The organism is Terrilactibacillus tamarindi, from assembly GCF_009718825.1.
In the GTDB taxonomy this organism is placed as follows: Bacteria; Bacillota; Bacilli; order Bacillales; family Sporolactobacillaceae; genus Terrilactibacillus; species Terrilactibacillus tamarindi.
This window is the reverse complement of the sequence record NZ_WNHB01000006.1, coordinates 52553-78101: the sequence shown is the minus strand read 5'-3', so window position 1 is coordinate 78101 and position 25549 is coordinate 52553. Positions and strand designations below refer to the sequence as shown.

Genomic DNA, 25549 nt, shown 5'->3' with positions numbered 1-25549 from the left:
CCTAATAAAAAACAGATCCGAACTTATAACAAAACCGTTGGCTGATCCTCAATTTGTGTTTAAATTTTTTGGAGAAGCAAAAAGAAAAAGAGATTTATTGGCATGTCTATGAAGAAAGGGTCAGCTCCCGATAAACAATTGGGAAGGCAATGCCTAATAGGTGTTAAGCAATAGTGATGAAATTAAAAATTGACTTATAAAAAAGACATGATGAAGTTTAAGGGGTGTTTACCGTGCCTACATTACCCATTGAATCTGATTTTATTAAACTAAAAAAGAGCGATCTCGGTCAACTACTGAATTTGGATGAAAAAGAGATAAGAAAACGAAAAAAGGATGAATTAATACAGAAACTATTCAATGAAATGGGTTCAAATGAAGTGAGGATCAGGGATATTTACAAAAAATACTCATTTGAATTTTCCTTATCACCATATGACGTAGAGAATATATTGGGAATTACAAAAACAGAACGGTTAAGATGGACAAAGGATGAAAAATTAAAAGTTGCTGGCTATAATTCGTTTCGTAAATATGGAAAGACTATCGAATATCCAAAATATGATAGTTTCCAAATTTATCATATTTCTAAAAAACAATTGGAAAAGTGGAGAGAGGAACATAAAAATGAAGTCAACAAAAAGAGAAAGCAAGCCATAAATAAAGCAAAGACCACGAGAAAAAGAAATGTAAACATTCAAAAACAATTTTATGAAAAAGAATGGAAAAAGATATTGGTGGAGTGGTATAAGGTTGACAGTAAGCTCGGTGTTACCATGGAATTAGCTTATTGGACAATGTGGGTAAGTAGATGGGCAAAAGAATCCCAATTAAAATCGCTTAGTGCAAGAACTAAGAAGAAAGAATATGATGAAAATAAAGCGAACTTTTATCAAATGAAAAATGAGGCGATTAAAAGATTGATTCAATCTTCATTTTCAACACTATCCTTTTATAAACCTAGAAACGCAGATAAAACGACATACATTCAGTTTTGCGATGTACATTTTAGCTTATGGGGGATAGAAAGGGAATTTGAGTACGTTTCAAAATGGGATTTTTACGCTTGGCATAAAAAAGAAATCCAAAAATGTGATAGTTGCATGGTTAAAGTTGTAAAGGATTATTATTCATTGTTTTATGTTTCAATTCAACATGAGGAATTAAAGGATTACCATTTTTCTTTTCATATACCTTATCCGATTGGTCAGGTGTTTTTACCGGATAAAGCAAACTTACCAAACGTAGTTCATGAAGAACAAGAAGGACTTTTCCGATTTGGCAGGCCTCTAGTTGGAGATGAAAAGGTGATTTTTACTATAAAAAATACTGTAAAACATTTTCAGGCGGCATTAACAAAATTTGATTTATATTTTTAAATATAAGGGAAAATTTGTATAATACTACTATCTCTAAATTATGAAGGGAATGAACGATGCGCAGATATCAATATCTTGACCCCAAAATACAAATATAATGGAGGTAAATATATTGATTACAGAATTACGTACCAAAAGGTTGCTATTAAGAAAAATGAAACCATCGGACTCAGGTAGTTTGTTTAAAATTTGGTCGGATCCAGAGGTAACCAAATACATGAACATCGACAAATTCACGGAAGAAACGCAAGCAAAAGAAATGATTTCATTACTTGATAAACTTTCTAAGAAAAACAAAGCCATTCGTTACTCCATCATTGAATTAAAATCAAACAAAATTGTTGGCTCTTGTGGTTATAACATTTTAGATTTTGAAAATACCAACACTGAAATAGGTTATGAAATTGATAAAGATTATTGGGGCAAAGGATATGCTCCAGAAGCTATTACGTGCTTAATAAATTATGCTTTTAACGAATTAAAACTTAGTCGAATAGAAGCGAAAGTCGAACCAGAAAATACGAACTCAATTAAGGTTCTTAAAAAATTAAATTTCACCTACGAAGGAACACCAAAAAAGGTCGAAAAATCAAAAGGCCGTTTAATTGATCTCAGTCTATATTCATTGTTAGTAACGGAATAAAAACTTCCACTGATTGAGGTTTACGTTATCTTCAAATAAACCTCAACTTGCACATTCAATGAGCTTTGAAAAAAGCCCGAAAACCTTGTGATAGGTTTTCGGACTCTGTTTTAAGAGAGGATATTTAATTGTTATTGGCGAAGATTTTTGATAATAAAGCGTTTCTAGTTAATTATCTCCAAAGTCTCAACAGTGCTCGAACTCCACCGATTTTCCAAATTGATCGATAATCGACGATTTTTTTCATTAAAGAAGCTGGAAAACCCTTCAGGTTTTTGCCCATTACGGTGGCAATAGCATCTTTAGGTCCTAATGAACAAACCGTTCCTCTGTATTGATATACAAACTTCTTAAGAGGACGACCGTCAAGTAAAGCTTTCAAATTGTAGGCGGCGCAATCACCCTGCTGCAAGGCAATTTGTGCAGTTGCGGGATAGATACCACCGTTTGGGTCAGGCACAGCTGAACAATCACCAATGATGAGGATATTCGGTTCACCTTCTACTGTCAGATCCGGTTGCACAAGAACTCTACTATGCTTTTCTTTAAAGCCAGAATTTTTGATCACCGAACTTCCGCGAATACCTCCGCCCCAGATAAAGGTGTCCGTTTCAATCATCTTAATTTTACCGTTGTTTTCATAATACACACCATTTGGCTCAACTTTCTTGATCCGACCAGTGACAAATGTCACGCCACGTTGTTCCAGCTTGCTGACGGCATAATGAGTCTGAGAGTGGTCGAATGCCGGCATATCATCCGGGGATGGATCAATACAAATGACGTTGACTTTATTTTTAGGAAGTCGATTGTTTTGAATTTCAGATTGCAGCCGTTCGGTCAATTCACCCAAAAACTCTATGCTGGTGAACCCCGCTCCACCTACAACAAGCGTATGGGGTTCCTCTTTATGGCTCTTCTTCCATTCTGCTAGTATTTGGTCTATCTGAGTTCGGATACGCTCGACGGATGAAATATCAGAAATCGTCAAACCATACTCTTTCATTCCTTCAATCCCCAATAATTCGGATTCAAATCCAAGGGCAATTAATAAATAATCAAACGAAACAGGGTCTTTTTGTTTAAGCATAACCTTTTTATTATCTCTATCGATACCGGTTACTGTGTCTTGTATGAATACTGTTTGCTTGCTATCAATAACGCTGTCAACTGGGTAACAGATTTTTTCAGGTTCATTGGTCCCTGCAGCCACTTCATGCAATGATGTCATCTCCCAGTGGTACGGGTCTTTGTTAATCATAATGATATCAGCATTCGGTTGCTGCTCTTGCAATTCTTTTAATGCCCTAAGACCGCCATAACCGGCACCCAGTATTACAATCTTTTTTCGTTCCAGGACGGATCACCCTTCCTAAGTCATTTCTATAAGAAACCGAACCATCATACCACCAATCGGTTCGCATTTTATATGTTTCTGATATAAAGTATTCAAAAAATAAGACGAAGGTCTTTAAAAATAGATATTTTGACCTTTATGGTTATTATGTACCCCCCATGTAAATAATATAAACGATATAAATAACCAATTTGAAATGAGGGTATTACTGGAGGTTTTTGCCAACATGGGTATAAAAAATGCCAATAGCTCTATCCATAAAGAGCTACTGGCATTTGAGTTTAAATACTATTGTCCTAAGTAGGTTTTTGAATCCACAAGTTCTCGGCGATTATTGGTTTGTGGATCGATCACTTTACCTTCAGCATTTTGATCCTTAATGTATTCGACAAAGACGTCTGTATCGAGTCCGTTCAAGGTATCGACCATGTCCCCTTTTTTAAAAGCAGAGAAACCATCACCTCCTCCATAAAGGAAATCATTAATAATCACGCGATACGTTTTATTTAGATCAAATGGCTGTCCATTGTTTGTTGTCATGCTAGTCACTCTGTAATGAAAGGTTGAATCAAAAGGTGATGGAGCATATTGATATTTCAGACCAGCCACTTGAAGGTAATAGGATTCGTTGTCATACTGCTGATTCTGTACATCTAAAATATCCGAACCTTTCAGTTCAACGATTTGAAGGAAGTTTCCGAATGGTTGAACGGCCTGGGCACTTCCCCATGTAATTTCATTTCTCCCGTCAGTTGTCGGATTCGAAATTAAGTCTGAACGGATACCGCCGTTGTTGGTCATCGCAAAATCAACATTTTTCCCTTCTTTATTGGCTTCAAAAAGTTGTCCATCAACAATTAAATTTCCGAGTGCCGTTTCTGGTTTATCACCATCTGTATAACTTGGATAGACAGCCTCTTTTGCATAACCAATGACACTATTTACAATGGGTGTAGAACTTCGAGGGAAACCATGACATACCTTTTTAACGATAAAACTGGGATGATATTCCTATTTTTTAGTGTAAAAAAAGGTTACATAACAGCATATGGTAGATAAAAGAAGGACCAGCACAGAAGGGCGAGAATGCCTTGACGTTTCTATTGGTTAAAATATTTTAAAAATACAAAAAAAGCATTGTATTCAAACTAAATATTCATTATAATGGACTAAAGTAAGACAATGGGACTAGGGATGTGAGGTAAACTAACATGGCACAAATAACATTGGAACAAATTCAGAGTATTATTAAAGAAAAAAGTGTGGAATTATTACATCTTCAATTTGTTGATATTGAAGGAATCTTAAAAAATATCACAATTACAGCAGAACAGTTAGACGATGCTGTAGAAGGTGAAATTATGATTGATGGTTCATCTATTAAAGGTTTTTCACCCATCAATAAGTCAGATTCTTACTTATTACCGGATCTAAATACGTTTGTCGTATTGCCTTGGACTGAAACAGAAGGTTATGCTGAAGCACGCTTCCTTTGCTCTGTTACAAACCCAGATGGAACTTTGTTTGAAGGAGATACACGTAACGTACTTAAGAAAACCGTTGCACGTGCTGCTGAAAAAGGCTATACCATTTCTGTTGGCCCTGAATTGGAATTTTTCTTGTTCGAAACAAATGAAAAAGGCTATCCAACGACAGAACTAGGCGATCAAGGCGGATACTTTGAACCAGCTCCAAAGGATTTAGGAGAAAAAGTCCGTATAGAAATTTTCAAAACTTTAAAAGCCATGGGTCTTACAATTGAAGCCCTTCACCATGAAGTAGCAGAAGGTCAACATGAAATTAACTTTAAATATGCAGATGCTTTAGGTGCAGCAGATTTAGCAACAACTTATAAATGGGTGGTAAAAACGATTGCTTCTCAATTCGGTTTGCATGCAACCTTTATGCCAAAACCAGTTTTCGGAATCAATGGTTCAGGTATGCACGTTAACATGTCATTGTTTAAAAATGGGCAAAATATATTCTTTAACGAATCCGATAAATTACAGCTTTCAACAGAAGCTTATTCATTCATTGCTGGAATTTTAGAAAACATGAAGGGTTTTGTTGCGGTTACAAATCCTCTCGTCAACTCTTACAAACGTTTAGTTCCAGGATACGAAGCTCCTTGCTATCTTGCTTGGTCTGCTTCAAACCGTTCAGCTTTAATCCGTATTCCTGCAAAACGTGGAATGGCAACGCGTGTTGAGTTACGTTGTCCAGATCCATCATCTAACCCTTATTTAACTTTTGCAGTCATTGCTTCTGCAGGTTTAGATGGTATCGAAAAAGGATTAAAAGCACCAGCTCCAATTGACGAGGATATCTTCCATATGACAAATGCCCGTCGTGCTGAGCTTGGAATTGATAGTTTACCAGGTGGATTAGAAGCTGCAATTGCTGAATTAGAAGCTGGTGAAATTGGTCTCAAAACACTTGGAGAGCACGTATTTAATGAATATGTGGCTGCGAAGAAAGCAGAATGGGACGACTACCGTACCACTGTTCATGCTTGGGAAATTGAAAACTATCAATACAAATTCTAATTATCCCAATAAAAAGGTTGTAAGTGACCAAAAAAGGGAATTGAATAATTTAGTCATCTTACAAATTATTAGTTTTTATAAAAAAGCCATCCTTTGTCATATATTTTAAAGACAATTGGATGGTCTTTTTATTGACCCAAATAGGTCCTACACTAATGTAGTAGTCCCCTTCGTTTGAAGTACTACTTTATTGATATCAAACAACATGTGTATCTTTCTAGTAAACAATTGTTCATCTAACGTGGAAAAAGGTTGATTCTTTATCAGAAAAGAGTAATAATAGGTATAAATTTGCGGTAAGTTACAACAGTAGGGGTTGTCAGATATGAAAGTTGTTAAATTTGGTGGAAGTTCGCTGGCTTCGGGTGAACAAGTAAAGAAAGTATATAACATCGTTACGTCAGATCCTGATCGAAAAATCGTTGTCGTTTCTGCTCCTGGAAAACGAAATTCTAGTGACATAAAAGTAACGGATTTATTGATTAGTTGTGCAGATAAATATCTTAAAAATGAGGATGCAAGTGATATTTTTGGGACTATCATTGATCGATATCATAGTATTGCCAAAGAACTTCATCTTTCTAATGATATTATTCAAACGATAACAGATGATCTTTTATCTCTACTTAATGGGGACAAAAGCAATCCAGATTCTTTTATTGAATCAGTAAAAGCAAGTGGTGAGGATAACAATGCAAAACTGATTGCAGCCTTTTTTAAACATCAAGGGTTAGATGCCCATTATGTTTCACCGAAAGATGCAGGACTTTTAGTCAGTAATGACCCAGGGAATGCGCAAGTGTTACCAGAGTCGTATGAGCGTTTATATGAATTACGAAAAAAATCAGGTATTATTGTTTTTCCAGGATTCTTCGGCTATAACGAAACTGGCGAGGTCGTGACTTTCTCACGTAGTGGCTCGGATATAACAGGTTCTATTTTGGCAAATGGTGTTAAAGCAGATATCTATGAGAATTTTACAGATGTCGATGCGGTCTATGCTGTAAATCCTAACATTGTTGATCATCCTAAAGAAATTCGTGAACTGACCTATCGCGAGATGAGAGAGCTTTCTTATGGCGGTTTTTCTGTATTTCATGATGAGGCCCTTATTCCGGCTTTTCGTGCGGGAATTCCAGTCAATGTAAAAAATACGAACAATCCGGAAGCACCCGGCACAAAAATAGTAAATGAGCGAGAAAATACAAATGGACCTGTCGTTGGAATCGCCAGTGATGAAGGATTTTGCAGTATTTATGTTAGTAAATATTTAATGAACAGAGAAATTGGATTTGGCAGAAGACTATTATTAATATTAGAAGAGTTTGGGTTATCTTATGAACATATTCCTTCAGGTATTGATGATATTACGGTTATTTTAAGGCAAAACCAAATCGATGAAAAGTTAGAGGATTACATTGTTAAAAGGATTATCGAAGATCTTCAAGCGGATGAGGTTAAGATTGTACGCAATCTAGCACTCATCATGCTTGTGGGAGAAGGCATGCGCCAAAACGTTGGAACGGCAGCTAGAGCATCAAAGGCATTGGCCGAGGCAAATGTCAATATTGAAATGATTAACCAAGGTTCATCCGAAGTCAGCATGATGTTTGGCGTGAAGGAAGCCGTTGAGAAAAAAGCTGTACAAGCTTTATATGAAGAATTTTTTGTAAGAGTTATGGTTTAAATATAAGAAAATCTTGGACAACATTCCAGTTTAATAGTTATACTGTTTCACTTTTCTTAGAATGTTAAATTGTGTTTTAGTTTTATATAGAAAATGAACATAGGTTTGTTGAGAAGAATCCATTTTGAATATTTTGTTCAAAATGGATTCTTTTTAGTGCGCCCGGCATGGGTGGTAACTTGGTGGTGAAAGTCCACTACAGGCTTGGCAGTAGGAACTGTTAGCAAATCGAAAGGGTGCCCATAAAACAAGTAGAGCAATATTATCAAGAAGGATATAGAATCACAGTAGACTGTGACTTAAAGGTTTACTTTGACACGAAACATCATCAAAGACTAAGAGCATACCTAGAAGATAGACAATTAATCTGGAAACGATGGAAGAGAACACGAACAAAATATAAAATGCTTCGGAAATATATACAGGGCATGATGACGCCATGAAGTTGGCCAATCCTAGGAAAAGCTATTGGCGAATATCTCGTTGCGAAATCCTACATGGAGCAATACCAAAAGATAATCTCACAAAGTGGGGACTCAAAGAGTTATCACAACTTTATGAGAAACGATACTTAAAAGGTTGAACAGCCATGTACGGGACCGAATGCATGGTGGTGTGAGAGGTCGGCTAGTCAAATAATGACTAGCCTCCTACTCGATTTGGTCGTTTGTAGAGGATGGATTGATCACTTTTTATTCAGAGCAACACGATCATTCTCTAATGAATTATATGGAAGAATGTAGAGTTTGAAAAAGTAGATTCTATGTTCTTTTTTTGAATATAGGCACGTATCGGAATAAAAATCGTACAACGTATAAATTAATTTCTAATATTGCACAAAAATCATTGACTAATCCTCACTTCTCAGATAGGATTACATTAACAACTGACTAGTCAGTCAGGGGGGTGGATTATGAAAGAACAGTGTATAAAAGAGTCCAGGAATAGGAAAAATGAACTTTTGACTATTGCTATTAAGTTATTTGCTGAAAAAGGATATCATAAAACAAAAATATCAGACATCGTAAAAGAAGCAGAAGTCTCTCAAGGAACGTTTTATTGGTATTTTAAAAGCAAGGAAGCCATCGCACTTGAAATTATCCAAGAGGGACAACATAAGTTGACCGGTGTGATATCCCAAGGATATAGAAGGGAATTTGCAACCACTCAAGATGCTGTTAAAGCTTCCGAAAAATTATTTTTTGAAATTTTTACTTTTGCAGAAGAAAACAGATTTTTAATGGAATTATTACTTAAAGGGTTGGAAGGCGAATCTTCAATTGTACTGGCTATTAATGAAACAAAATTCAAGTTAGAACGAGCCTTTCAAAAAAATATTGAAAGAGCTATGCAATTACAGATGCTGTCTAATTCAAACAATGCACATATGTCTGCTGCATTGTTAATGAGTATGATTGAAGGGATTATCGCGAGATGGTTGTTTTACCCGAGTTTTTCAGATGAGTTTATATTGCAACAGTCACCAGAGAAACTGGCGAAAGAAGTTGCAACCTTTGAATTTTATGGTTTATTAGGAAATTAAAAACAATTATTGAGTTAAGGAGAATTACATATGAACATATTTAAAGGTAAAACTATTCTGCTCTCATTTATAAGCATATTATCAGTTTCTCTATTATTAAGTGGATGTGGGAAGGAAAATGCGAGAGATAACGACCTCTTAAGTCAGGTTAAAGATTCTGGAACACTTAAAGTAGGGGTTATGGGTACATATGCTCCCTACAACTTTTTAAATGATAAAAAACAAATGGATGGCTTTGATGTAGATATCGCAAAAGAAGTTGCCAAAGGATTAGGTGTAAAAGCCAAATTTGTTTCTCAAGAGTTTTCTGGAATGATACCTGGTCTAAAGTCTAAAAAATTCGATGCTGTTATTTCTCAAATGACAATTACAGATGAGCGTAAAAAACAAATGGATTTCACTCAACCTTACATCACAAATGATGTGAAAATCATTGTAAAACAAAATAATAACACCATAAAATCTTTACAAGATTTCAAGGGTAAAAACGTTGGTGTTGGCCTAGGGACAAACGACGAAACATATCTTCGTACAAAGGTTTTACCGCAAGTAGGACAGTTTAAAATTAAAACGTATGATGATGTCATCACGTCATTAAAGGATTTGGATGCAGGACGGATAGACGCCACAGTTAATAATATTTATGCTTTACAACCGATTGTTGAAAAAAATGGATTTAAGTTGAAAACGGTTGGCGAACCAATTAAATCCGATAAAGCAGCAATTGCGGTACGTAAAGGAAATAAAACGTTTGTTAAAGCATTAGATAAGGCATTAACCGATATGAAGAAGGATGGAACATACGATAAAATATTTAATAAGTGGTTTGGCAATAGTAAATAGAGAGGGTACAAGTATTTATGGATTTAGTTATACAAAATCTCGGATTTCTGGCTAAGGGTGCTTATTACACCCTGTTAATCACTGTTGTTTCAATGTTTTTTGGGTTAGTGATTGGCTTGCTTGTCGCTTTATCTCGCTTAAAGGGAAATCGATTATTTCAATGGATTGCTAAATGCTATGTTTCAATCATTCGAGGTACTCCTGCATTAGTTCAAATCATTATTGTCTATTATGGTCTGGTGGATTTTGGAATAACCATAGGACCTTTAACTGCAGCATTTGTTGCATTAAGTGTGAATGTTGGTGCATTTTTATCGGAGACATTTAGAGGAGCAATCCAATCTATTCCAAAAGGACAAATGGAAGCGGCGTATGCAACTGGAATGACACCGTGGCAGACGATGCGAAGAATTATACTTCCCCAAGCTACAAAAATAGCGATTCCACCTATGGGAAATACCTTTATTGGTATGTTGAAGGAAACATCATTAGTTTCTGTTATTACAGTAAATGAGTTACTGAGATCTGCTCAATTGCTTGTTGCGCAATATTATGTCTATTTGCCATTTTATCTATCCATTGCAGCCATGTACTGGATCATGAGTACTGTCTTTTCTTCCATTTTAAATTCGGTTGAGAAAAGGTTATCAAAATATGATTAGGCAGAGGATGAACCCATGATTAAAATAACGAATTTGAGCAAAGCATTTGGTGAATTAGAAGTATTAAAAGATATCTCGTTACAAATTGCAGATCAAGAAACCGTTGTCATTCTTGGTCCCAGTGGATCTGGAAAAAGTACATTGCTACGTTGTTTAAACGGGTTGGAAGAGCTGACTGAAGGTTCAATAGAAGTTTCGGGTTTGGTAGTGGATGCGAAAGATTCATTAAAAAAACGAAAGAAAATTATTCAGAAGATACGCCGAAATACTGGGATGGTTTTTCAACAATATAATTTATATCCTCATAAAACAGCACTTGAAAATGTTATGGAAGCCTTAATCGTGGTGAAAAAAATGGATAAGCGAGAGGCTCGATTAAAAAGCGAGGAAATGCTGGGGAAAGTGGGGTTATTAGATCGAAAAGACTTCTATCCATCGAAACTATCCGGTGGACAACAACAGCGTGTCGCGATTGCAAGAGCACTCGCAATGGAACCCGATGTGCTGTTCTTTGATGAACCAACCTCTGCTCTTGATCCTGAATTAGTAGGAGAAGTATTACGTGTAATGCGTACGCTTGCTAGAGAAGGAATGACCATGATTGTTGTCACGCACGAAATGAAATTTGCCCAAGATGTAGCGGATAGAGTTATTTTTATGGCTGATGGCTGTATAGAAGAGGATACAAAATCAGAAGTGTTTTTTTCCCAGCCCTCTAGTGAACGGGCAAAGAAATTTATCAAACAGATAACAGAACACGTACATGGGGAATAAGGGAGGAAGATTATACTGAGTAACATGAAGATAGATGCAAAGTGGCTAGGTAAACGAGCTTTTGAAGCGATAGGACCGTCTGGATATACATTGAAAATGGATGCAACGGAGTTGTATGGAGGAGATAATAGCGGGAACACTCCTACAGAAATGTTGCTTGTAAGTCTAGCTGGGTGTATAGGTATAGACGTTACAATGATTCTTAAGCCGCATCTCGATACTATAACTAAACTCGAAATTCATACAGATGGAAAAAGAAACGAAGAATTACCTAAAGAGTTTACAGATATTGAATTGGTCTTTGAAATTGAAGGTAATATTGATGGTAAAAAATTATGGCGTGCTATAAACTTAGGAAAAGAAAAGTATTGTGCCGTTTCGAATTCTTTAAGTGCAAATATCACATACCGTTTAATACTAAATGGTAAGGAATCCATCTCAGGATAAAGTCTATTTTATAAAAAGGATAGATTAAATAGAGACTATTAAAAGACCTCATTTTGATACTTCTATCAAAGTGAAGTCTTTTTAAATGCAGTAGAAATGGTGATTTGTGTTATGTCTTTAATCCAAGTTTATTATTAAGAATTTACCCTTAAAGCTCGTAGACATTTCAGATCTAAATATAGAAAAAAAGGCCACTACCCACGCTTTTAATTATACTAAAATGTATATCTTTTCTAAGTTTTTTTGTTTTTTTACTTTAACGAAGTGTCTACCTCAAATAAACAATTGTTTTTTTCGGAGGAATTTACTATTATAAAGAGGTCGTTTGGTGATAATAATGAAAGGGAAAAATTTCTTTCTAATTGCTGAAATGTGCATATGAAGTGGGATTGATTTAAAGGTAAGCTTTTAAGATAGATTGAAAAAGTGATGCCTACTTCATCATTTCTAAACAACATCGTAAGCCTGAAGTATTTTTAGGCACTTGATCATCTAAGAGGAGGAAATGAAGTGGCGAACAAAGAAATGAAAAGGGGTTTGGGTGCGCGTCACATCCAAATGATTGCTCTAGGTGGTACGATTGGCGTTGGGTTATTTAAGGGTTCGGCCAGCACGATTGGTTGGACAGGTCCATCTGTCTTACTGGCTTATGCCATTGCTGGTATATTTATCTTTTTTATCATGCGTGCCATGGGCGAAATGTTATACTTAGAACCAAGCACAGGTTCTTTTGCAACATTTGGCCATAAGTACATACATCCACTAGCAGGTTACATGACGGCATGGAGTAACTGGTTCCAATGGGTTATTGTTGGGATGTCAGAAGTTATTGTTGTTGGGGAGTATATGAAATATTGGTTCCCGGAGTTACCTGCTTGGATACCAGGCATTATTGTCATGGTCATTCTTGGAACAGCGAATTTAGTTTCTGTTAAATCGTTTGGAGAATTTGAATTTTGGTTTGCGATGATTAAAATCGTGACCATTGTATTGATGATTGTTGCTGGAATAGGTCTTATTTTCTTCGGGTTTGGCAATGGAGGAGACGCCATCGGCTTATCAAATCTTTGGGCGCATGGAGGCTTCTTTACAAATGGCTTTACAGGATTTTTCTTTGCCCTATCCCTTGTCATTGCCGCTTATCAAGGGGTTGAACTCATTGGAATTACAGCTGGTGAAGCGATAGATCCACAAAAAACGTTAACCAATGCGATACAAAGTACAATTTGGCGTATTTTAATCTTTTATATTGGAGCCATTTTTGTTATTGTCACGGTTTATCCTTGGAATGAGCTTGGTTCACTTGGAAGCCCGTTTGTTTCTACTTTTGCAAAAATTGGGATCACGGCAGCAGCTGGGATTATTAACTTTGTCGTCATTACAGCCGCCATGTCAGGTTGTAATAGTGGAATTTTTAGTGCTGGACGGATGCTTTATACATTAGGAGAAAATGGACAAGCACCGAAATTATTTATGAAACTCTCGCGTAATGGTGTGCCATTATACAGTACGATTGCCGTTCTCATCGGGTTAGCCGTTGGTGTTGTCTTAAACTATGTAGCGCCACCAAAGATCTTTGTCTATGTCTATAGTGCAAGTGTTCTCCCGGGTATGATACCTTGGTTTACCATTCTAATAAGTCAAATGCGATTCAGAAAAGTAAAAGGAGCAGAATTGGCAAAACACCCATTCAAAATGCCCTTTGCGCCTTTTTCAAATTATTTAACAATGGCTTTTTTAATCATCGTATTGATCGGTATGTGGTTCAATGATGACACACGTCTATCGCTAATTGTCGGAGTTATTTTCTTAGGGCTTGTTGCCATGAGTTATTACGCTGTTGGTATTGGTAAACGGTCTGTTGAACCTCCTATCGACGAGGGAAAGAAGTAAATATTAAAAAGATGTAGAGCAATAGTCATGTATTCATAAAATAAATAAATGCTTTAATCACACCTGCGTACTTATAAATAAGAACGCAGGTGTTTTTTTAAAAAGTTGTTGAAGGGGGACAGTATACTTTAAAAACTGGGAGCATAGCTATTACTATTCCTTGGACATAGATATTCAATCTCGAACTTACTAAATAACTGGTTCATTTCATTTAATAAAATGATGAAAGAAATCACAAATAAGTTAAGTAAAATGAATGATATGGTTTTCCTAATTTTACAGGTTAGTCGCTCCTCCTGAATGCCAAGTCTGTACTTTTGGGGTGGAAACTTTCACATCTTCCTTATGATCCCATGTATCAACCGTGCTTTCCGTTACATAATTATTATCTAACCCATTGATCAACCATTTTTTCGCTTCTTTGTCGAAAATGAGATGAATTTGTTGACCGCGCTTATAGGATAAATCTTTGAATTGTTGTTTGCCTTTTAGTTTTATTCCATATTTATAAGATACTAAAACATCGAGTGAAGCATTCCAACGATCACCACTATACCAAATGTCGATGCTGTCCATATCAACAACCATACCTAGATAGGCTGATTGTATCTCTGAGATATATTTTTTCACCGTATTAAATTCCGGTTTCCGCAATGATGTCTGATATTCTTGGACATTTGAGGTTGCAGATGTCAGTTTTGCGGGATCATATTCAGATGTTTCCCATAAGGAAACTTCCTGATTGAACTGGTGGACTGTCTGAACAATATTCTTTTGAATGTTCGGGTCATCCTGTATCCAGGTCTTCGAATCAACCGTAACTGAATTTTCTTTGTCCCAAACTGAAATCTTTTCATTTTTTATAAAAATGCCTAGCTCATTTATCACTTTTTTCTTTACCTGATAACTGCCTGGAAAAACAGGACCGTACGTCTGACTTTTGCCTGTCTCAGGAATGACTTGATTATTAATTTCTAATTCTACTTTTTCGTTGTCACGTTTGCCCGAGACAGTAATCATCTGAGGTTGAACTTTGACTTTATATTGGGTGAAAAACAGCATCGTTTTCCCTGACGGTGACAGAGATAATAGTCTGCTTGAGTCATTATTTTCTTTTTCGATGTCCTGTTTTAGTTGATTCTGCACTTTTTTATAAACGGTTTTATTCTCCTTGAAGTGCTTAATGAGTGCCTTTGATGCTTCATCATTTATTTCGACTTTTTTGTCTCCTGATATTAAGATTTCCTGAAGTTGTTTGACATGGCCACCTGTGATAGCTGTGTTAAATTTCTCGAGCGTTCTATTTGGAGATGCCAGACGCTGACCAATAATGATAAATGTCAATACACCAAGACAAAGGAGAATACCCGTGATAATCATCCATTTACTTTTGAATATTTGACTCACAATATCCCCACACCCCTTCCTGTATGGCCTAGTCTATTCATTGTTACTGTAGAACGTGAATATTAAATGCAATTCAAAAACTCATCGTTGTTTACTGACTCCCTCCATCCTTTCTATAATATATAAATTTCCGGCATCAAATGGGTTCTGATCCTTCTCACTAAGACATGATTCGAGTTAATTCTTGTGAAAACGGATTTTTTATAGACTAAGCTAGACTCGTTTTTCTTTTTTTTAGCTTGTATTTAACATAATTGATGATTTAAACAGTATAAATAACTTTAGAATTTCGACACTGGAGTAACTCATTTCTAAATAAAAGTGAACTGAGTGGCAATTAAGTAAAATGCCGTTACCCAGTGAAAAGTAGTAACACCCTTATTTTAACTATGGGAGGTCATTAGATGGTGAAGGTGAAGTGGCTATCTTTGGTGGGGCTTTTACTTGTTTTATTAGTGTCTGGATGCGGTCAAAAGAGTGAAACGAGTAAAGAGGGAGAAGCTACATCAGATATCGCCAAAGTTTCGATCAAAAATGGGACCTATATCACGAGCGATGGAAAGGAAAATACGGATGAAGATGCGCTTCTTGCGTTAAATGTTAGTGTTACAAACGACTCAAAAGATACTTTGTATGTTGATCAAGCAGATTTTGCTTTATATGATTCAAATAATGAAAAAGTTTCAGACGAGAACGTGTATGATGAAACCGATAACTTCAAACGGCTCGATGCCGCAGATCTTCCCAAAGGGAAATCTACAACTGGTTTTATTGTCTTTAGAGTTGCCAAAGATCAAAAATATGAACTGCATTTTAAACCGAAGATGGTTGAAAAAACAAAAGATATTGTTCTTAAAGTGAATGCAAAAGATTACAAAGATAATCAAGAAGAAATCAAGGATGCGCTGAACGCCTATATCCAAACGGTCTTCTTTGATAAAGAAAATCCAAAATATAAATCTTTGGTATCCAATAACGCAAGCCAAGATAAAAAACAGGTTGAATCGGTGTTTAAGGACATCGCAACTAACGAATTTGGAGACATGTCTCAAGAAGAATTGAAGCATGTTTATCATGAGTTTAAATCTGCAAATGCGAACAAAGGAAGTGTTGAGTTGAAAATAGACTCAGCTTTCCCTGAGAATGCAACCGTTAAAGTAACGCCAAAAGTCTTGTTGTTTGATAACATGGACGAAGAGATAAAAAAACTTGGTAAACAATTTGTTGATGACAATAAAGGGAAATACTCGTCAACATATGAAGCCCAAAAAGCCTTTGTCGAATATGCGATCAAACATGCAGGTGATGTCTTCGATAATACAACTCCAGAATCAACAGGAGATGATTACAGCATTAATCTTAAGAAAGAAGGAGATAAATGGAAAATTGATACCGTAAAAAGTTCAGACAACTATGATTATGAATACTTCATGAAGGCTATGTCTGGAAGTAGCTATTAATACAGTAAATGGACCTTATGCCATGCAGCTCAAGACCACTGCATGGTCTTTTTACGTATTAAACATATATTGTTAAACGAATCAAATTCTTGTATGTTCATTCCCTAATAACTACTCTTTTAACTATATATACGATATTCTTTATTGAACACTTTAAAAAATGAATATGAATAGCAGTTTGTTAGACTTAAAGATTCTGGAATGCTAAATTAATAGTAATAAGAAAGGAGAGATCGCTAGTGACTGACATTCCAGAAATAACGCTTAATGACGGTTTAACACTTCCAGCAATCGGTTTTGGTACGTATAAATTGAATGGTACAGCGGGTGCAAACACGATAGTAAGCGCGATCGATGTAGGGTATCGTTTGCTTGATTCAGCCTTTAACTATGAGAATGAAGGGGCGCTGGGTGAGGCGGTAAGGCGCAGTTCAGTCCCGCGTGAGCAATTGCGTATCACATCTAAGTTACCTGGACGTCACCACGCCTACGATGAGGCTATCACAACGATTCAAGAATCTCTTTTACGAGCGGGTCTAGATTATTATGATTTGTATCTCATACACTGGCCAAATCCAAGCAAGGATCTGTATGTTGATGCTTGGAGAGCCTTGATTGATGCTAAGAAATGGGGACTTATTCGTTCGATTGGCGTTTGTAACTTTCTTCCGGAACATTTGGAACGCTTGATTCAAGAAACGGGTATAACCCCAAGTGTGAATCAGGTTGAACTGCATCCTTACTTTTCTCAAGAAAAACAGAGAGCCTTTGATAAGGAACATGGCATTGTGACAGAATCATGGAGTCCACTTGGAAGAGCAAGTGAAGTTTTAAAGGATAGCACGATCCAAAAAATTGCAGATCGTCATCGAAAGTCAATTCCTCAAATTATTCTTCGTTGGCATATTCAGCTTGGCGCATTGCCAATTCCTAAAGCGTCATCTCCAGGGCGACAACTTGAGAATCTGTCGTTGTTTGACTTCTCGTTAACTGATGAAGAAATGCAAACAATTGGTAAGTTGAGTCAGCCAAATGGTCGTTTGCAAAATCAGGATCCGGCAAAATACGAGGAATTTTAATAATAAAAGACTCTATTAGGGCATGTTTTGATCATATTAGTTCAAAACATGCTCTTATTGTTTACTCGTATTACTAATTTAAAGTGATTTTTTAGGATTTTGATTCTTTTTAAGAAGGATTTTTAATATATAGAGACTGACTTGACATCATCACTTTTCTACCACTCTTCACCTAAGTTAAGAATCTTATTTTTGTGAAATTATTTATCCGAGTTTAACCGATTCTTACACTTTGGATGATAGAGCTGCCCCCTTCTATTGCTGTCCACAAGTTTTACTAGATTAGCATTCGTTATCAATTCATTAGATACGGATACTAATCTTATAAATATTGAAACTTTAAGAAATATTCATACTCAGTTAACATTTAGTTTAAATTCCTTCTGTAGAATTGGAAATAGGTAGAAAATCTATTTAACTATTTAAGAGGAGGAAGCAAATTTTGAAGTTTACTATTTTTAAAAGAGTAATAGCCATTGCCGCAGTGTTCGTTTTAGCGTTAGGTATGTTTATTGTCCCTCCTAGTACGCCAGCAGACGCAGCGGAGAGTCCTTCGAATGTTACCCCTGATCCAAATGCTCCAATCGGGAACGTGAAAAAGGTTATTCTTACGTTTACTGGGGATACCAAGACGACAAAAGGTTTCACTTGGTATACAACGCTTGCATCTGGGGCGAGTGATCTGCAAATCATAGAAAAAACAAGTAAAAGCCCTAATTTTAAGAAAGCAAAAAAGTTTAAAGGAATCAGCTATGTATCGACAAATGATAAAGAAGAGGTCGTACATAAAGCGGAAGCAAAAGGTTTAAAAGCCAATACGGAATATCAATATCGAGTTGGCGACGAGAAACTTGGTATATGGAGCGAAGTAGGAACAGTTAAAACAGCTCCTAAATCAGGTGCGTTCACGTTTATGAACCTCACCGATCCACAGGCGAAAACAGAGGAAGAAGCCAAATTAGCAGCCCAAACCTTTAATAAAGCAGCGGAGACGATAAAAGATTATGACTTTATGGCAGTGACCGGTGATTTCGTTGATAAAGGAAGCATGGAAGATCAGTGGGACTGGTTAATCGACAATAGTAAACAAACTTGGGGAAATACTACGGTTGCACCTGCTGCTGGAAACCATGAAAAGCAGCCAAATGCTTTTATTGATCACTTTAACATACAAGAGGTACCAAACAGTGACACAACGACAGGTGCTTATTACTCCTATGATTACAGCAATACGCATTTTGTCGTATTAAATAACAACGAATCATCCGAAAAGTATAGAGATTTCACACCTGCACAAATGGAATGGATGAAGTCAGATATTCAAGCAGCGAAGGCCAATGGCGCAAGATGGGTTGTTGTTTTAATGCATAAAGGACCCTATACAACCTCAAATCATGCGACAGACGAGGATATTATTGGCGAAAACGGTGTTAGAAACAAAATTGCACCCGTCATTGCTGAATTAGGCGTCGATTTTGTATTCCAAGGACACGATCATATTTATGCCCGCTCTAAACCGATTAATGAAGATAACGAAGCAACAGAACCAACAAAAATTAAAGAAATAAAAAATGGACAGACCATTGAATATTCGGTAAATCCGGATGGGTCGATCTATTTTATTCCGGCTACATCTGGTCCGAAAGTCTATTACAAAAATCAAGATCCAATACTGGGAGAAGCATATTACAACAAGTTTGAACTTGCGGAAGAAAACCATGCAGCAAAATACGGTTCCGATCCAGAAGATTCATCGAGACCAGTTCGTGGAGCAATTCAAAACTTCGCCAGTGTAACGATTGATGAAAATCGATTAACAGTAGTTTCGTATGAAATCGATCGGAATAAAGGGATGGAACCATACATCATCGATCAGTTTGGGATTGAGAAAAAAGACGTAACAGCACCGGAAAAGCCAGTGGTTGACGGTTTAACCGACGTGAATAAAGTTGTCAAAGGAACAGCAGAAGCGAACACTAAAGTCATTGTTAAAGCTGGAGATACCGAACTAGGTAGTGCTACAGCTAATAAAAAAGGTAAATTCAATGTCAAGATTGAAAAACAAAAACTCGGCACAGAAGTAAGTGTATATGCAGAAGACGCCGCCGGAAATATTAGTCAAGAAGTGCAGTTGACAGTTAGTGATAAAACCGCTCGTGGAAAACAGTAAGTATTTGTGATTATGACGGTTTGTCGTTTTCGGAGCTAATTTGAAAATAGGTATATTGAATGGTGGGAATTCAATAAAGAACGGATAGCAGAGCAGGAGACTATTTCCTGCTCTGTTTAATGCCTTTATTAGTCCATTAAAACAATATTTTTAAGTTGAATAGCTATACTTTCAAGTTCGCCTTCTTTTTCTAAATCTAAGATATAAACGCGTTGACAAGACAGTACTATTCCTCATTATCTAATTCAAACAACTCAATAAACCGCCTGGCACTTTTTGAAAGATAGCGGTTCTTCAGCCATACAATCCCCACTTCCGATTGGACTGTAATATCAGGTAAGTCAAATAACTCTATATCAGAGATTGAAAAGGAAGAAAGAACTGATTTTGGAAGAATGGTCACACCTATGCCAGCGATAACTAAGGCAATGGTGATAGAAACACTTGAACATTCACATATAATATTTGGTTCAAAACCTAGTCGTCGACATTCGTTGACGATTTTTTCATTCAGTTGAATGGTTCGGTCACTTTTTAAGGCGATAAGGGGAATATTTTCTAAGTCTTTTAATAGAAAGGAAGACTGCGAGGGGCGCCAATTCCGTTTTTTGGGCACCACAAAGACAAAAGGATCGGAGGGTAGACTAAGAGTTGAATATCTAATTGGATCATAATTTGATTCAAAGGGCAGTCTTGTCAAGACCAATTCAATATTCCGGCTCTCTAAATACTCACCTAATACGGTATGATCCCCTTCTAAAATTTTAAAGGTGACGCGTGGATAGTGTTCACGAAACAAAGCTATTTTTTCCGGTAATAAGGATACGCATGAGAATACTGAACCAATGGAAAGCATGCCTTGGATTCCTTGATCTATTTCCTGTATCTCAGTCACCGTTTCATTGAGTTGTTGAATAATACTTTCTGCTTTAGCTTGTAAAATGGTTCCGGCTTCGGTTAATTTCATTTGTCTTCCACTTCGATCAAATAACGTGACACCGAGTTCTTCTTCTATCATTTTTAATTGCCGACTCAATGGGGGTTGTTCAATATTCAGTTTCTTTGCTGCCCGAGTAATTTGCCCTTCTTTGGCTATAGCTAAAAAATAGCGGAGCTGTCTAATATCCATCAATGATCCCCCTGACTAGTATACCTTTTAGGTATGATAAACAGATAAAACAGATATTATCCATATACCTAATAGGATGATATCATAAAATTATACTTAAAGAAATTTAATGGTGGACGGAAGAGTTGAGAAATTCAAGGAAGAGTAGCTTAGTGCACTGAAACATATGGTTGAGGAAAGGATAAGTAAGCTGACGTAGAAATCTGGCAGCACTTTTTCCCAGACTTTTTAAACATCATCTAAAAGAGAAGGAGGAATGGATCCCATGCAAACGCGCCAAATCTCGGTTATTGTTAAAGATCAGCCTGGAATATTAACTAAAGTGTCTAGTTTGTTTAGTCAATCGGGACTTAATATCGATACATTAACGGTTGGAAAGTATAAAGAACAACATACTTCCCGAATGAAAATTTCTCTTACAACAGAGGATAACAACCTTGAAAAAGTGTTAAAGCAGCTCGAAAATTTAATCGATGTCATTCACGTGAATGTCATTGATCAGAATCCCGCGCTGAATATCATTGGGAACCGATTAAATTCTATTTTTTCCAATCGTACCGTAGCATTTTGGCTGGTTGCCTATAGTCTATTCATCACGCTTCTCGGAACGAATATTCCTTCCCCATTGTTAGCTGTTTACCGTATAGAATGGCATTTATCACCAGGTATGGTTACGCTCCTTTTTGCCATCTATGCCATTGTTGTGATTCCAACGATTATTATATCTGGACAGTTATCAGACCAATTGGGGAGAAGAAAACTACTCATCCCAGGTGTGATGTTTTCGATCATTGGATCTCTGTTCTTTGTCCTATCAAACAATATTACTATGCTCTTAATCTCTCGCGTTTTCCAAGGTCTGTCCGTAGGTATGTTAAATGGGGTTGCCGTTGCAGCATTAACGGAATTAGATAAAAAACAAAACAGAATCAAAGCGGCTTTCATTGGCGCAATGGCTGTTACAGTAGGTAATGCACTTGGGCCAATATTATCCGGGTTCTTGGGCGAATATGCCCCGCTTCCGACGAAACTATCGTATCTCATCCATATCTTACTCGCCGTTCCAGGCTTTATTGGATTACTATATATGAGTGAAAAAGTTAGACCCCGAAAAACGATTCAACTTCATAAGCCTTTTGTGCCAAATGCCATTCGTGGACGATTCTATTTATCTGGGATGACATCTTTCGTGGCATGGTCAATCATGAGTTTAATGCTTTCGGTTATTCCGAGTTATACGAATCAATTAGTTGGGAGTTCTAATTTAGTTATTTCGGGAGCCATCGTTGCTCTTGTTCTTATTATTTCAACCGTTAGTCAACTCACTCTGAAAAAGTTACCCGTGCAAAGTTTAGTGTTAACAGGATATCTTCTATTAATCTTAGGGCTCGTAGCTTTAGTTTTAACATTATTAACACAATCGCTTGTCTTGTTATTTTTAACAACTGTTTTAATTGGCTTTGGACATGGTCCAACTTTTGCAGGTAGTCTGGCATTAACGAATAACATTTCGCCAGATCAACAACGTGGTGACATCATTGCATCGTTTTATGTATTAACGTATTTAGGCGTGAGTCTCCCTGTATTAGGTCTAGGATTTATTGCGCATTGGATTGGGCTAAATCAAGCTATTGAGTGGTATACAATATTAATGACAGGGATGATACTGCTTAGTATGTACTATTGGTTTATGGATAGAAAAGCAGAGAAACAAGTCAGAGAACTTACAGTAGAATAAGGTGAAAAAATGACACGACCCAATGAAAACGTTAAAAGGTTTTCATTGGGTTTATTTTGATTGGCATTCATATGGTGTTATTGTTCATTGATGACTGAGAGTATTTTCTACCTTATAGGTGTAGAAAGATGGTCTGACACCGTTTAAACAAGTGAAGATAAAGGTAAAATCAATAACAGATGACATATTTATATTCCAAAAAAAGTTGGTGACCTTATATGCCTTGTAAAACAAATAGTGAATTAGAAACATTTTTAAAAAAAGCAAAACATTACACCAAGATGGGAAAAGTGGCAGATTATATTCCGGCATTAAGCAAGGCAAATCGCGATGATTTATCCATTGCGATTTATTTTCCTGATGGAAAGTATGTTTCTGCAGGGAATGTAAAAGAAAAAATCACACTTCAAAGTATTTCAAAAGTATTGACGCTTGCGCTTGCATTAATTCAGCGTGGAGAAGAGCTTGTTTTCAGTAAAGTTGGCTATGAACCTACAGGTGACCCTTTTAACTCTATTGTGAAATTAGAAATGAGTAAGCCATCCAAACCGCTTAATCCGATGATCAATGCAGGAGCACTAGCTGTGACTCATATGATTAAAGGAAATTCTGTTGAAGAAAGATTTACAAGTATTTTATCTTTTATTCAATTGCTAACAGGAAATAAAGAGATCCACTATTCAAAAGAAGTGGCGCAGTCTGAGTTCGAAACGTCGCATTTAAATCGATCTTTATGTTATTTCATGAAACAGCATGGCATCATTGATGAAAACGTGGAAGAGCTGTTAGATTTATATACAAAACAATGCGCAATTGAAGTGGATTGCTTAGATTTGGCGAGAATTGGAATCGTATTTGCGTTAGGTGGCATCGATCCAGTTACAAAAAAAAGAATCATGCCAGCGCATGTTGCCCGTCTATGTAAAACGTTTATGGTAACATGCGGGATGTATAATGCATCAGGTGAATTTGCGGTCCGTGTTGGCATTCCGGCAAAAAGTGGTGTGTCCGGCGGCATATTAGGCGCTGTCCCAAACCGGTTTGGCATTGGCATTTCAGGACCTGCCCTTGATGACAAAGGAAATAGCGTTGCCGGGGTAAAATTATTAGAAATGCTGGCAGAAAAATATTCATTAAGTATGTTTTAATTGAACTACCCCGCGTAGCAAGCTTGAATGTAATGCACCCAGCTCCTCGAATCCTTAAGTCTTTGAAAGACCCCATCTCCCCGGTGATGATAGTAGAAGACTAGTACAATTTTTAGACATTGAATTAATACATTATTTTAAATATTGTGAAACGGTTGAATCAATTTCATAAATTAAACCCTTAGAGCCTCAAGGCTTCTGAGACGCAAAAAAAGGAGTACCTCCCCAAAATGTCGAAATGAGTAAGTAACCACACTAACTCTAAGACTGGAGGAAGACTCCCTATGACTATTATACGACAAGGAAGCCTATTTGACCTGCAAGAATTATATGATTTAGAACCTACCCAGCGATTTGAGGCTATTTTTTCTACTATTGACATTGATCCAATCTTTGCTTTAGTAACGAAAAAATCACGTTTTGGCAGACCGGTTGAGCTAAATTATGCAGCTATGATTTACTCCTTGGTTGCTAGAATTTCAGAACGGATTCCATTCATTAAAGATTTAATTAAACGCTTAAAGAATGATTTGATTTTCCGTCTTGACTGCGGTTTTTTGGTATCCGATTCGGTACCTTCAGAAGCTGCCTATTCAAGAATGATTACGATCATCAGTGAATCGAACGTTATGGAAGAGGTTCAAGAAACACTTCTTCATCAAGCGATCACAGAAGAATTTATCACGGACGATACAGTTGCCATTGATGCTACACACTTTGAAGCAAAAGATCAGGCACCTCCAAAAGAGGAAAAACCAAAAACTGAACCTAAGAAGCGTGGGCGCAAATCAAAGGAAGACCGCGAACAATGGTTGGTTGAAAAAGCAGAACGAGAAGCCAGTACCCCTCTTTTTGAAAAGAAAATTGAAGATCAGTTGGACGTTCCTTTAGCCGAGCTTCGTGCTGAGATTCCCCAAGATCCAGAGTGGGGCGTGAAGAAGAATAGCGAAGGGAAAAATGTCTTTTGGTACGGCTATAAGGCTCACTTAGCTGTTGGAACAACGAGCCAATACATTCTTCAATCGCTCTTCTCTTCTGGCAATCTGAATGACGGAAAGGCAGCGATTCCTTTATTAAAAGGGATTCAAGGGCGAGTGCCTATTCCAACTCTACGTTATGAAACAATGGATGCAGGTTATGATTTCGAACCTATTTATTCGCAAATTCATCGAATTGGACATCAAGCTGTTATTGCTTATAATAAACGGAATGAGCCTGAACCTATTGGCTTCGATAAACATTTCACACCTACTTGTGTCCGTGAGCATTCCTATCGTTATGATAGTTTTGATAAAAAATATGAAACACTAAAATACACTCGGCCTAGTGAATGCAAAGACTGTCCTTTAGCTAACGAAGGTCTCTGTCAAAAGGTGTACAAAGTGAAAATCACAACAGATCTTAGAAAATATACAGCACCAGCTCGAGGATCAAAAGCTTGGAAAACGATATTTAAACGTCGTACTGCTGTGGAACGTGTAAATGCTTATCTCAAGGAATACTTTCAACTGAACAATGTTCGTTATCGTACTGGAAAACGTGCCAAAGTTCATTTTGACCTAGTGACTTTAGTTTATAATGCTTCAAAATTAGCTGCTGATCGCATCAATGCCATGTTAAATCAACAACAAGTTGCTTAAACTT

The 25549-nt window shown here is 36.7% G+C and carries 20 protein-coding genes; 16 read left to right on the top strand and 4 right to left on the bottom strand.

The genetic code is table 11. From position 1 onward, the window contains the following. Positions 1–302: 302 nt before the first annotated feature. Together GMB86_RS05185 and GMB86_RS05180 are read left to right on the top strand one after the other, a co-directional pair. A complete protein-coding gene (locus GMB86_RS05185; protein ID WP_155217498.1) occupies positions 303–1379 on the top strand; it encodes a hypothetical protein in 1077 nt (358 codons plus the stop codon). A gap of 112 nt (positions 1380–1491) precedes the next feature. Further along, positions 1492–2022, top strand: coding sequence for a GNAT family N-acetyltransferase (locus GMB86_RS05180; protein ID WP_155217496.1), 531 nt, complete (start codon positions 1492–1494; stop codon positions 2020–2022). 172 nt (positions 2023–2194) lie between these two features. On the opposite strand, the gene GMB86_RS05175 is transcribed toward GMB86_RS05180, so the two are convergent. After that, positions 2195–3355: an NAD(P)/FAD-dependent oxidoreductase gene (locus GMB86_RS05175; RefSeq protein WP_329602773.1), complete on the bottom strand. Its 1161-nt coding sequence runs from the start codon at positions 3353–3355 to the stop codon at positions 2195–2197. A 312-nt stretch (positions 3356–3667) separates the two neighbouring features. Further along, a complete protein-coding gene (locus GMB86_RS05170) occupies positions 3668–4312 on the bottom strand; it encodes a 5'-nucleotidase (RefSeq protein WP_329602772.1) in 645 nt (214 codons plus the stop codon). A 278-nt stretch (positions 4313–4590) separates the two neighbouring features. On the opposite strand from GMB86_RS05170, the gene glnA reads away from it, so the two are divergent. The 8 genes from glnA to GMB86_RS05130 all read left to right on the top strand — a co-directional run bounded on the left by glnA (position 4591) and on the right by GMB86_RS05130 (position 13774). Further along, positions 4591–5925 carry a type I glutamate--ammonia ligase gene (gene glnA, locus GMB86_RS05165; protein ID WP_155217492.1) on the top strand — a complete coding sequence of 445 codons (1335 nt, stop codon included), beginning with the start codon at positions 4591–4593 and terminating at the stop codon, positions 5923–5925. A 325-nt stretch (positions 5926–6250) separates the two neighbouring features. Next, positions 6251–7612 carry an aspartate kinase gene (locus GMB86_RS05160; RefSeq protein ID WP_155217490.1) on the top strand — a complete coding sequence of 454 codons (1362 nt, stop codon included), beginning with the start codon at positions 6251–6253 and terminating at the stop codon, positions 7610–7612. 913 nt (positions 7613–8525) lie between these two features. Continuing rightward, positions 8526–9155 (top strand): TetR/AcrR family transcriptional regulator, encoded by a 630-nt coding sequence (locus tag GMB86_RS05155; RefSeq protein WP_155217488.1) that lies wholly within the window; start codon positions 8526–8528, stop codon positions 9153–9155. Between the two features lie 30 nt (positions 9156–9185). Then, positions 9186–9998, top strand: a complete 813-nt coding sequence (locus tag GMB86_RS05150) for a substrate-binding periplasmic protein (RefSeq protein WP_155217486.1) — start codon at positions 9186–9188, stop codon at positions 9996–9998. A gap of 17 nt (positions 9999–10015) precedes the next feature. After that, the gene (locus tag GMB86_RS05145) at positions 10016–10660 is read left to right on the top strand and encodes an amino acid ABC transporter permease (protein WP_155217484.1); all 645 of its coding nucleotides are present in this window, start codon (positions 10016–10018) and stop codon (positions 10658–10660) included. A 15-nt stretch (positions 10661–10675) separates the two neighbouring features. Further along, positions 10676–11434: an amino acid ABC transporter ATP-binding protein gene (locus GMB86_RS05140; protein WP_155217482.1), complete on the top strand. Its 759-nt coding sequence runs from the start codon at positions 10676–10678 to the stop codon at positions 11432–11434. 24 nt (positions 11435–11458) lie between these two features. Then, positions 11459–11881, top strand: a complete 423-nt coding sequence (locus tag GMB86_RS05135) for an OsmC family protein (protein ID WP_155217479.1) — start codon at positions 11459–11461, stop codon at positions 11879–11881. A gap of 510 nt (positions 11882–12391) precedes the next feature. Then, positions 12392–13774 carry an amino acid permease gene (locus tag GMB86_RS05130; RefSeq protein WP_329602762.1) on the top strand — a complete coding sequence of 461 codons (1383 nt, stop codon included), beginning with the start codon at positions 12392–12394 and terminating at the stop codon, positions 13772–13774. 276 nt (positions 13775–14050) lie between these two features. Here GMB86_RS05130 and GMB86_RS05125 read toward each other — a convergent pair whose 3' ends face one another. Continuing rightward, entirely contained in the window at positions 14051–15181 is a 1131-nt protein-coding gene (locus GMB86_RS05125; RefSeq protein ID WP_155217477.1) for a TcaA second domain-containing protein, read from the bottom strand. A 404-nt stretch (positions 15182–15585) separates the two neighbouring features. Here GMB86_RS05125 and GMB86_RS05120 point away from each other — a divergent pair, with 404 nt between their 5' ends. From GMB86_RS05120 to GMB86_RS05110, 3 genes are all read left to right on the top strand, one after another. Next, positions 15586–16641, top strand: a complete 1056-nt coding sequence (locus GMB86_RS05120; protein WP_155217475.1) for a DUF5105 domain-containing protein — start codon at positions 15586–15588, stop codon at positions 16639–16641. Positions 16642–16880: 239 nt separating this feature from the next. Further along, a complete protein-coding gene (locus tag GMB86_RS05115) occupies positions 16881–17720 on the top strand; it encodes an aldo/keto reductase (protein ID WP_329602761.1) in 840 nt (279 codons plus the stop codon). A gap of 442 nt (positions 17721–18162) precedes the next feature. After that, entirely contained in the window at positions 18163–19890 is a 1728-nt protein-coding gene (locus GMB86_RS05110) for an Ig-like domain-containing protein (RefSeq protein ID WP_196220129.1), read from the top strand. A gap of 226 nt (positions 19891–20116) precedes the next feature. Here the strand turns inward: GMB86_RS05110 and GMB86_RS05105 are convergent, their stop codons facing one another. Beyond that, positions 20117–21019 carry a LysR family transcriptional regulator gene (locus GMB86_RS05105; protein WP_155217473.1) on the bottom strand — a complete coding sequence of 301 codons (903 nt, stop codon included), beginning with the start codon at positions 21017–21019 and terminating at the stop codon, positions 20117–20119. Positions 21020–21284: 265 nt separating this feature from the next. On the opposite strand from GMB86_RS05105, the gene ilvN reads away from it, so the two are divergent. The 3 genes from ilvN to GMB86_RS05090 all read left to right on the top strand — a co-directional run bounded on the left by ilvN (position 21285) and on the right by GMB86_RS05090 (position 25545). Beyond that, positions 21285–22757, top strand: coding sequence for an acetolactate synthase small subunit (ilvN, locus tag GMB86_RS05100; RefSeq protein ID WP_196220128.1), 1473 nt, complete (start codon positions 21285–21287; stop codon positions 22755–22757). Positions 22758–22975: 218 nt separating this feature from the next. After that, positions 22976–23905, top strand: a complete 930-nt coding sequence (gene glsA / locus GMB86_RS05095; RefSeq protein ID WP_155217469.1) for a glutaminase A — start codon at positions 22976–22978, stop codon at positions 23903–23905. Positions 23906–24189: 284 nt separating this feature from the next. Further along, complete coding sequence (locus GMB86_RS05090; RefSeq protein ID WP_155217467.1) at positions 24190–25545, top strand: IS1182 family transposase; 1356 nt, start codon at positions 24190–24192, stop codon at positions 25543–25545. The last annotated feature ends 4 nt before the right edge of the window (positions 25546–25549 follow it).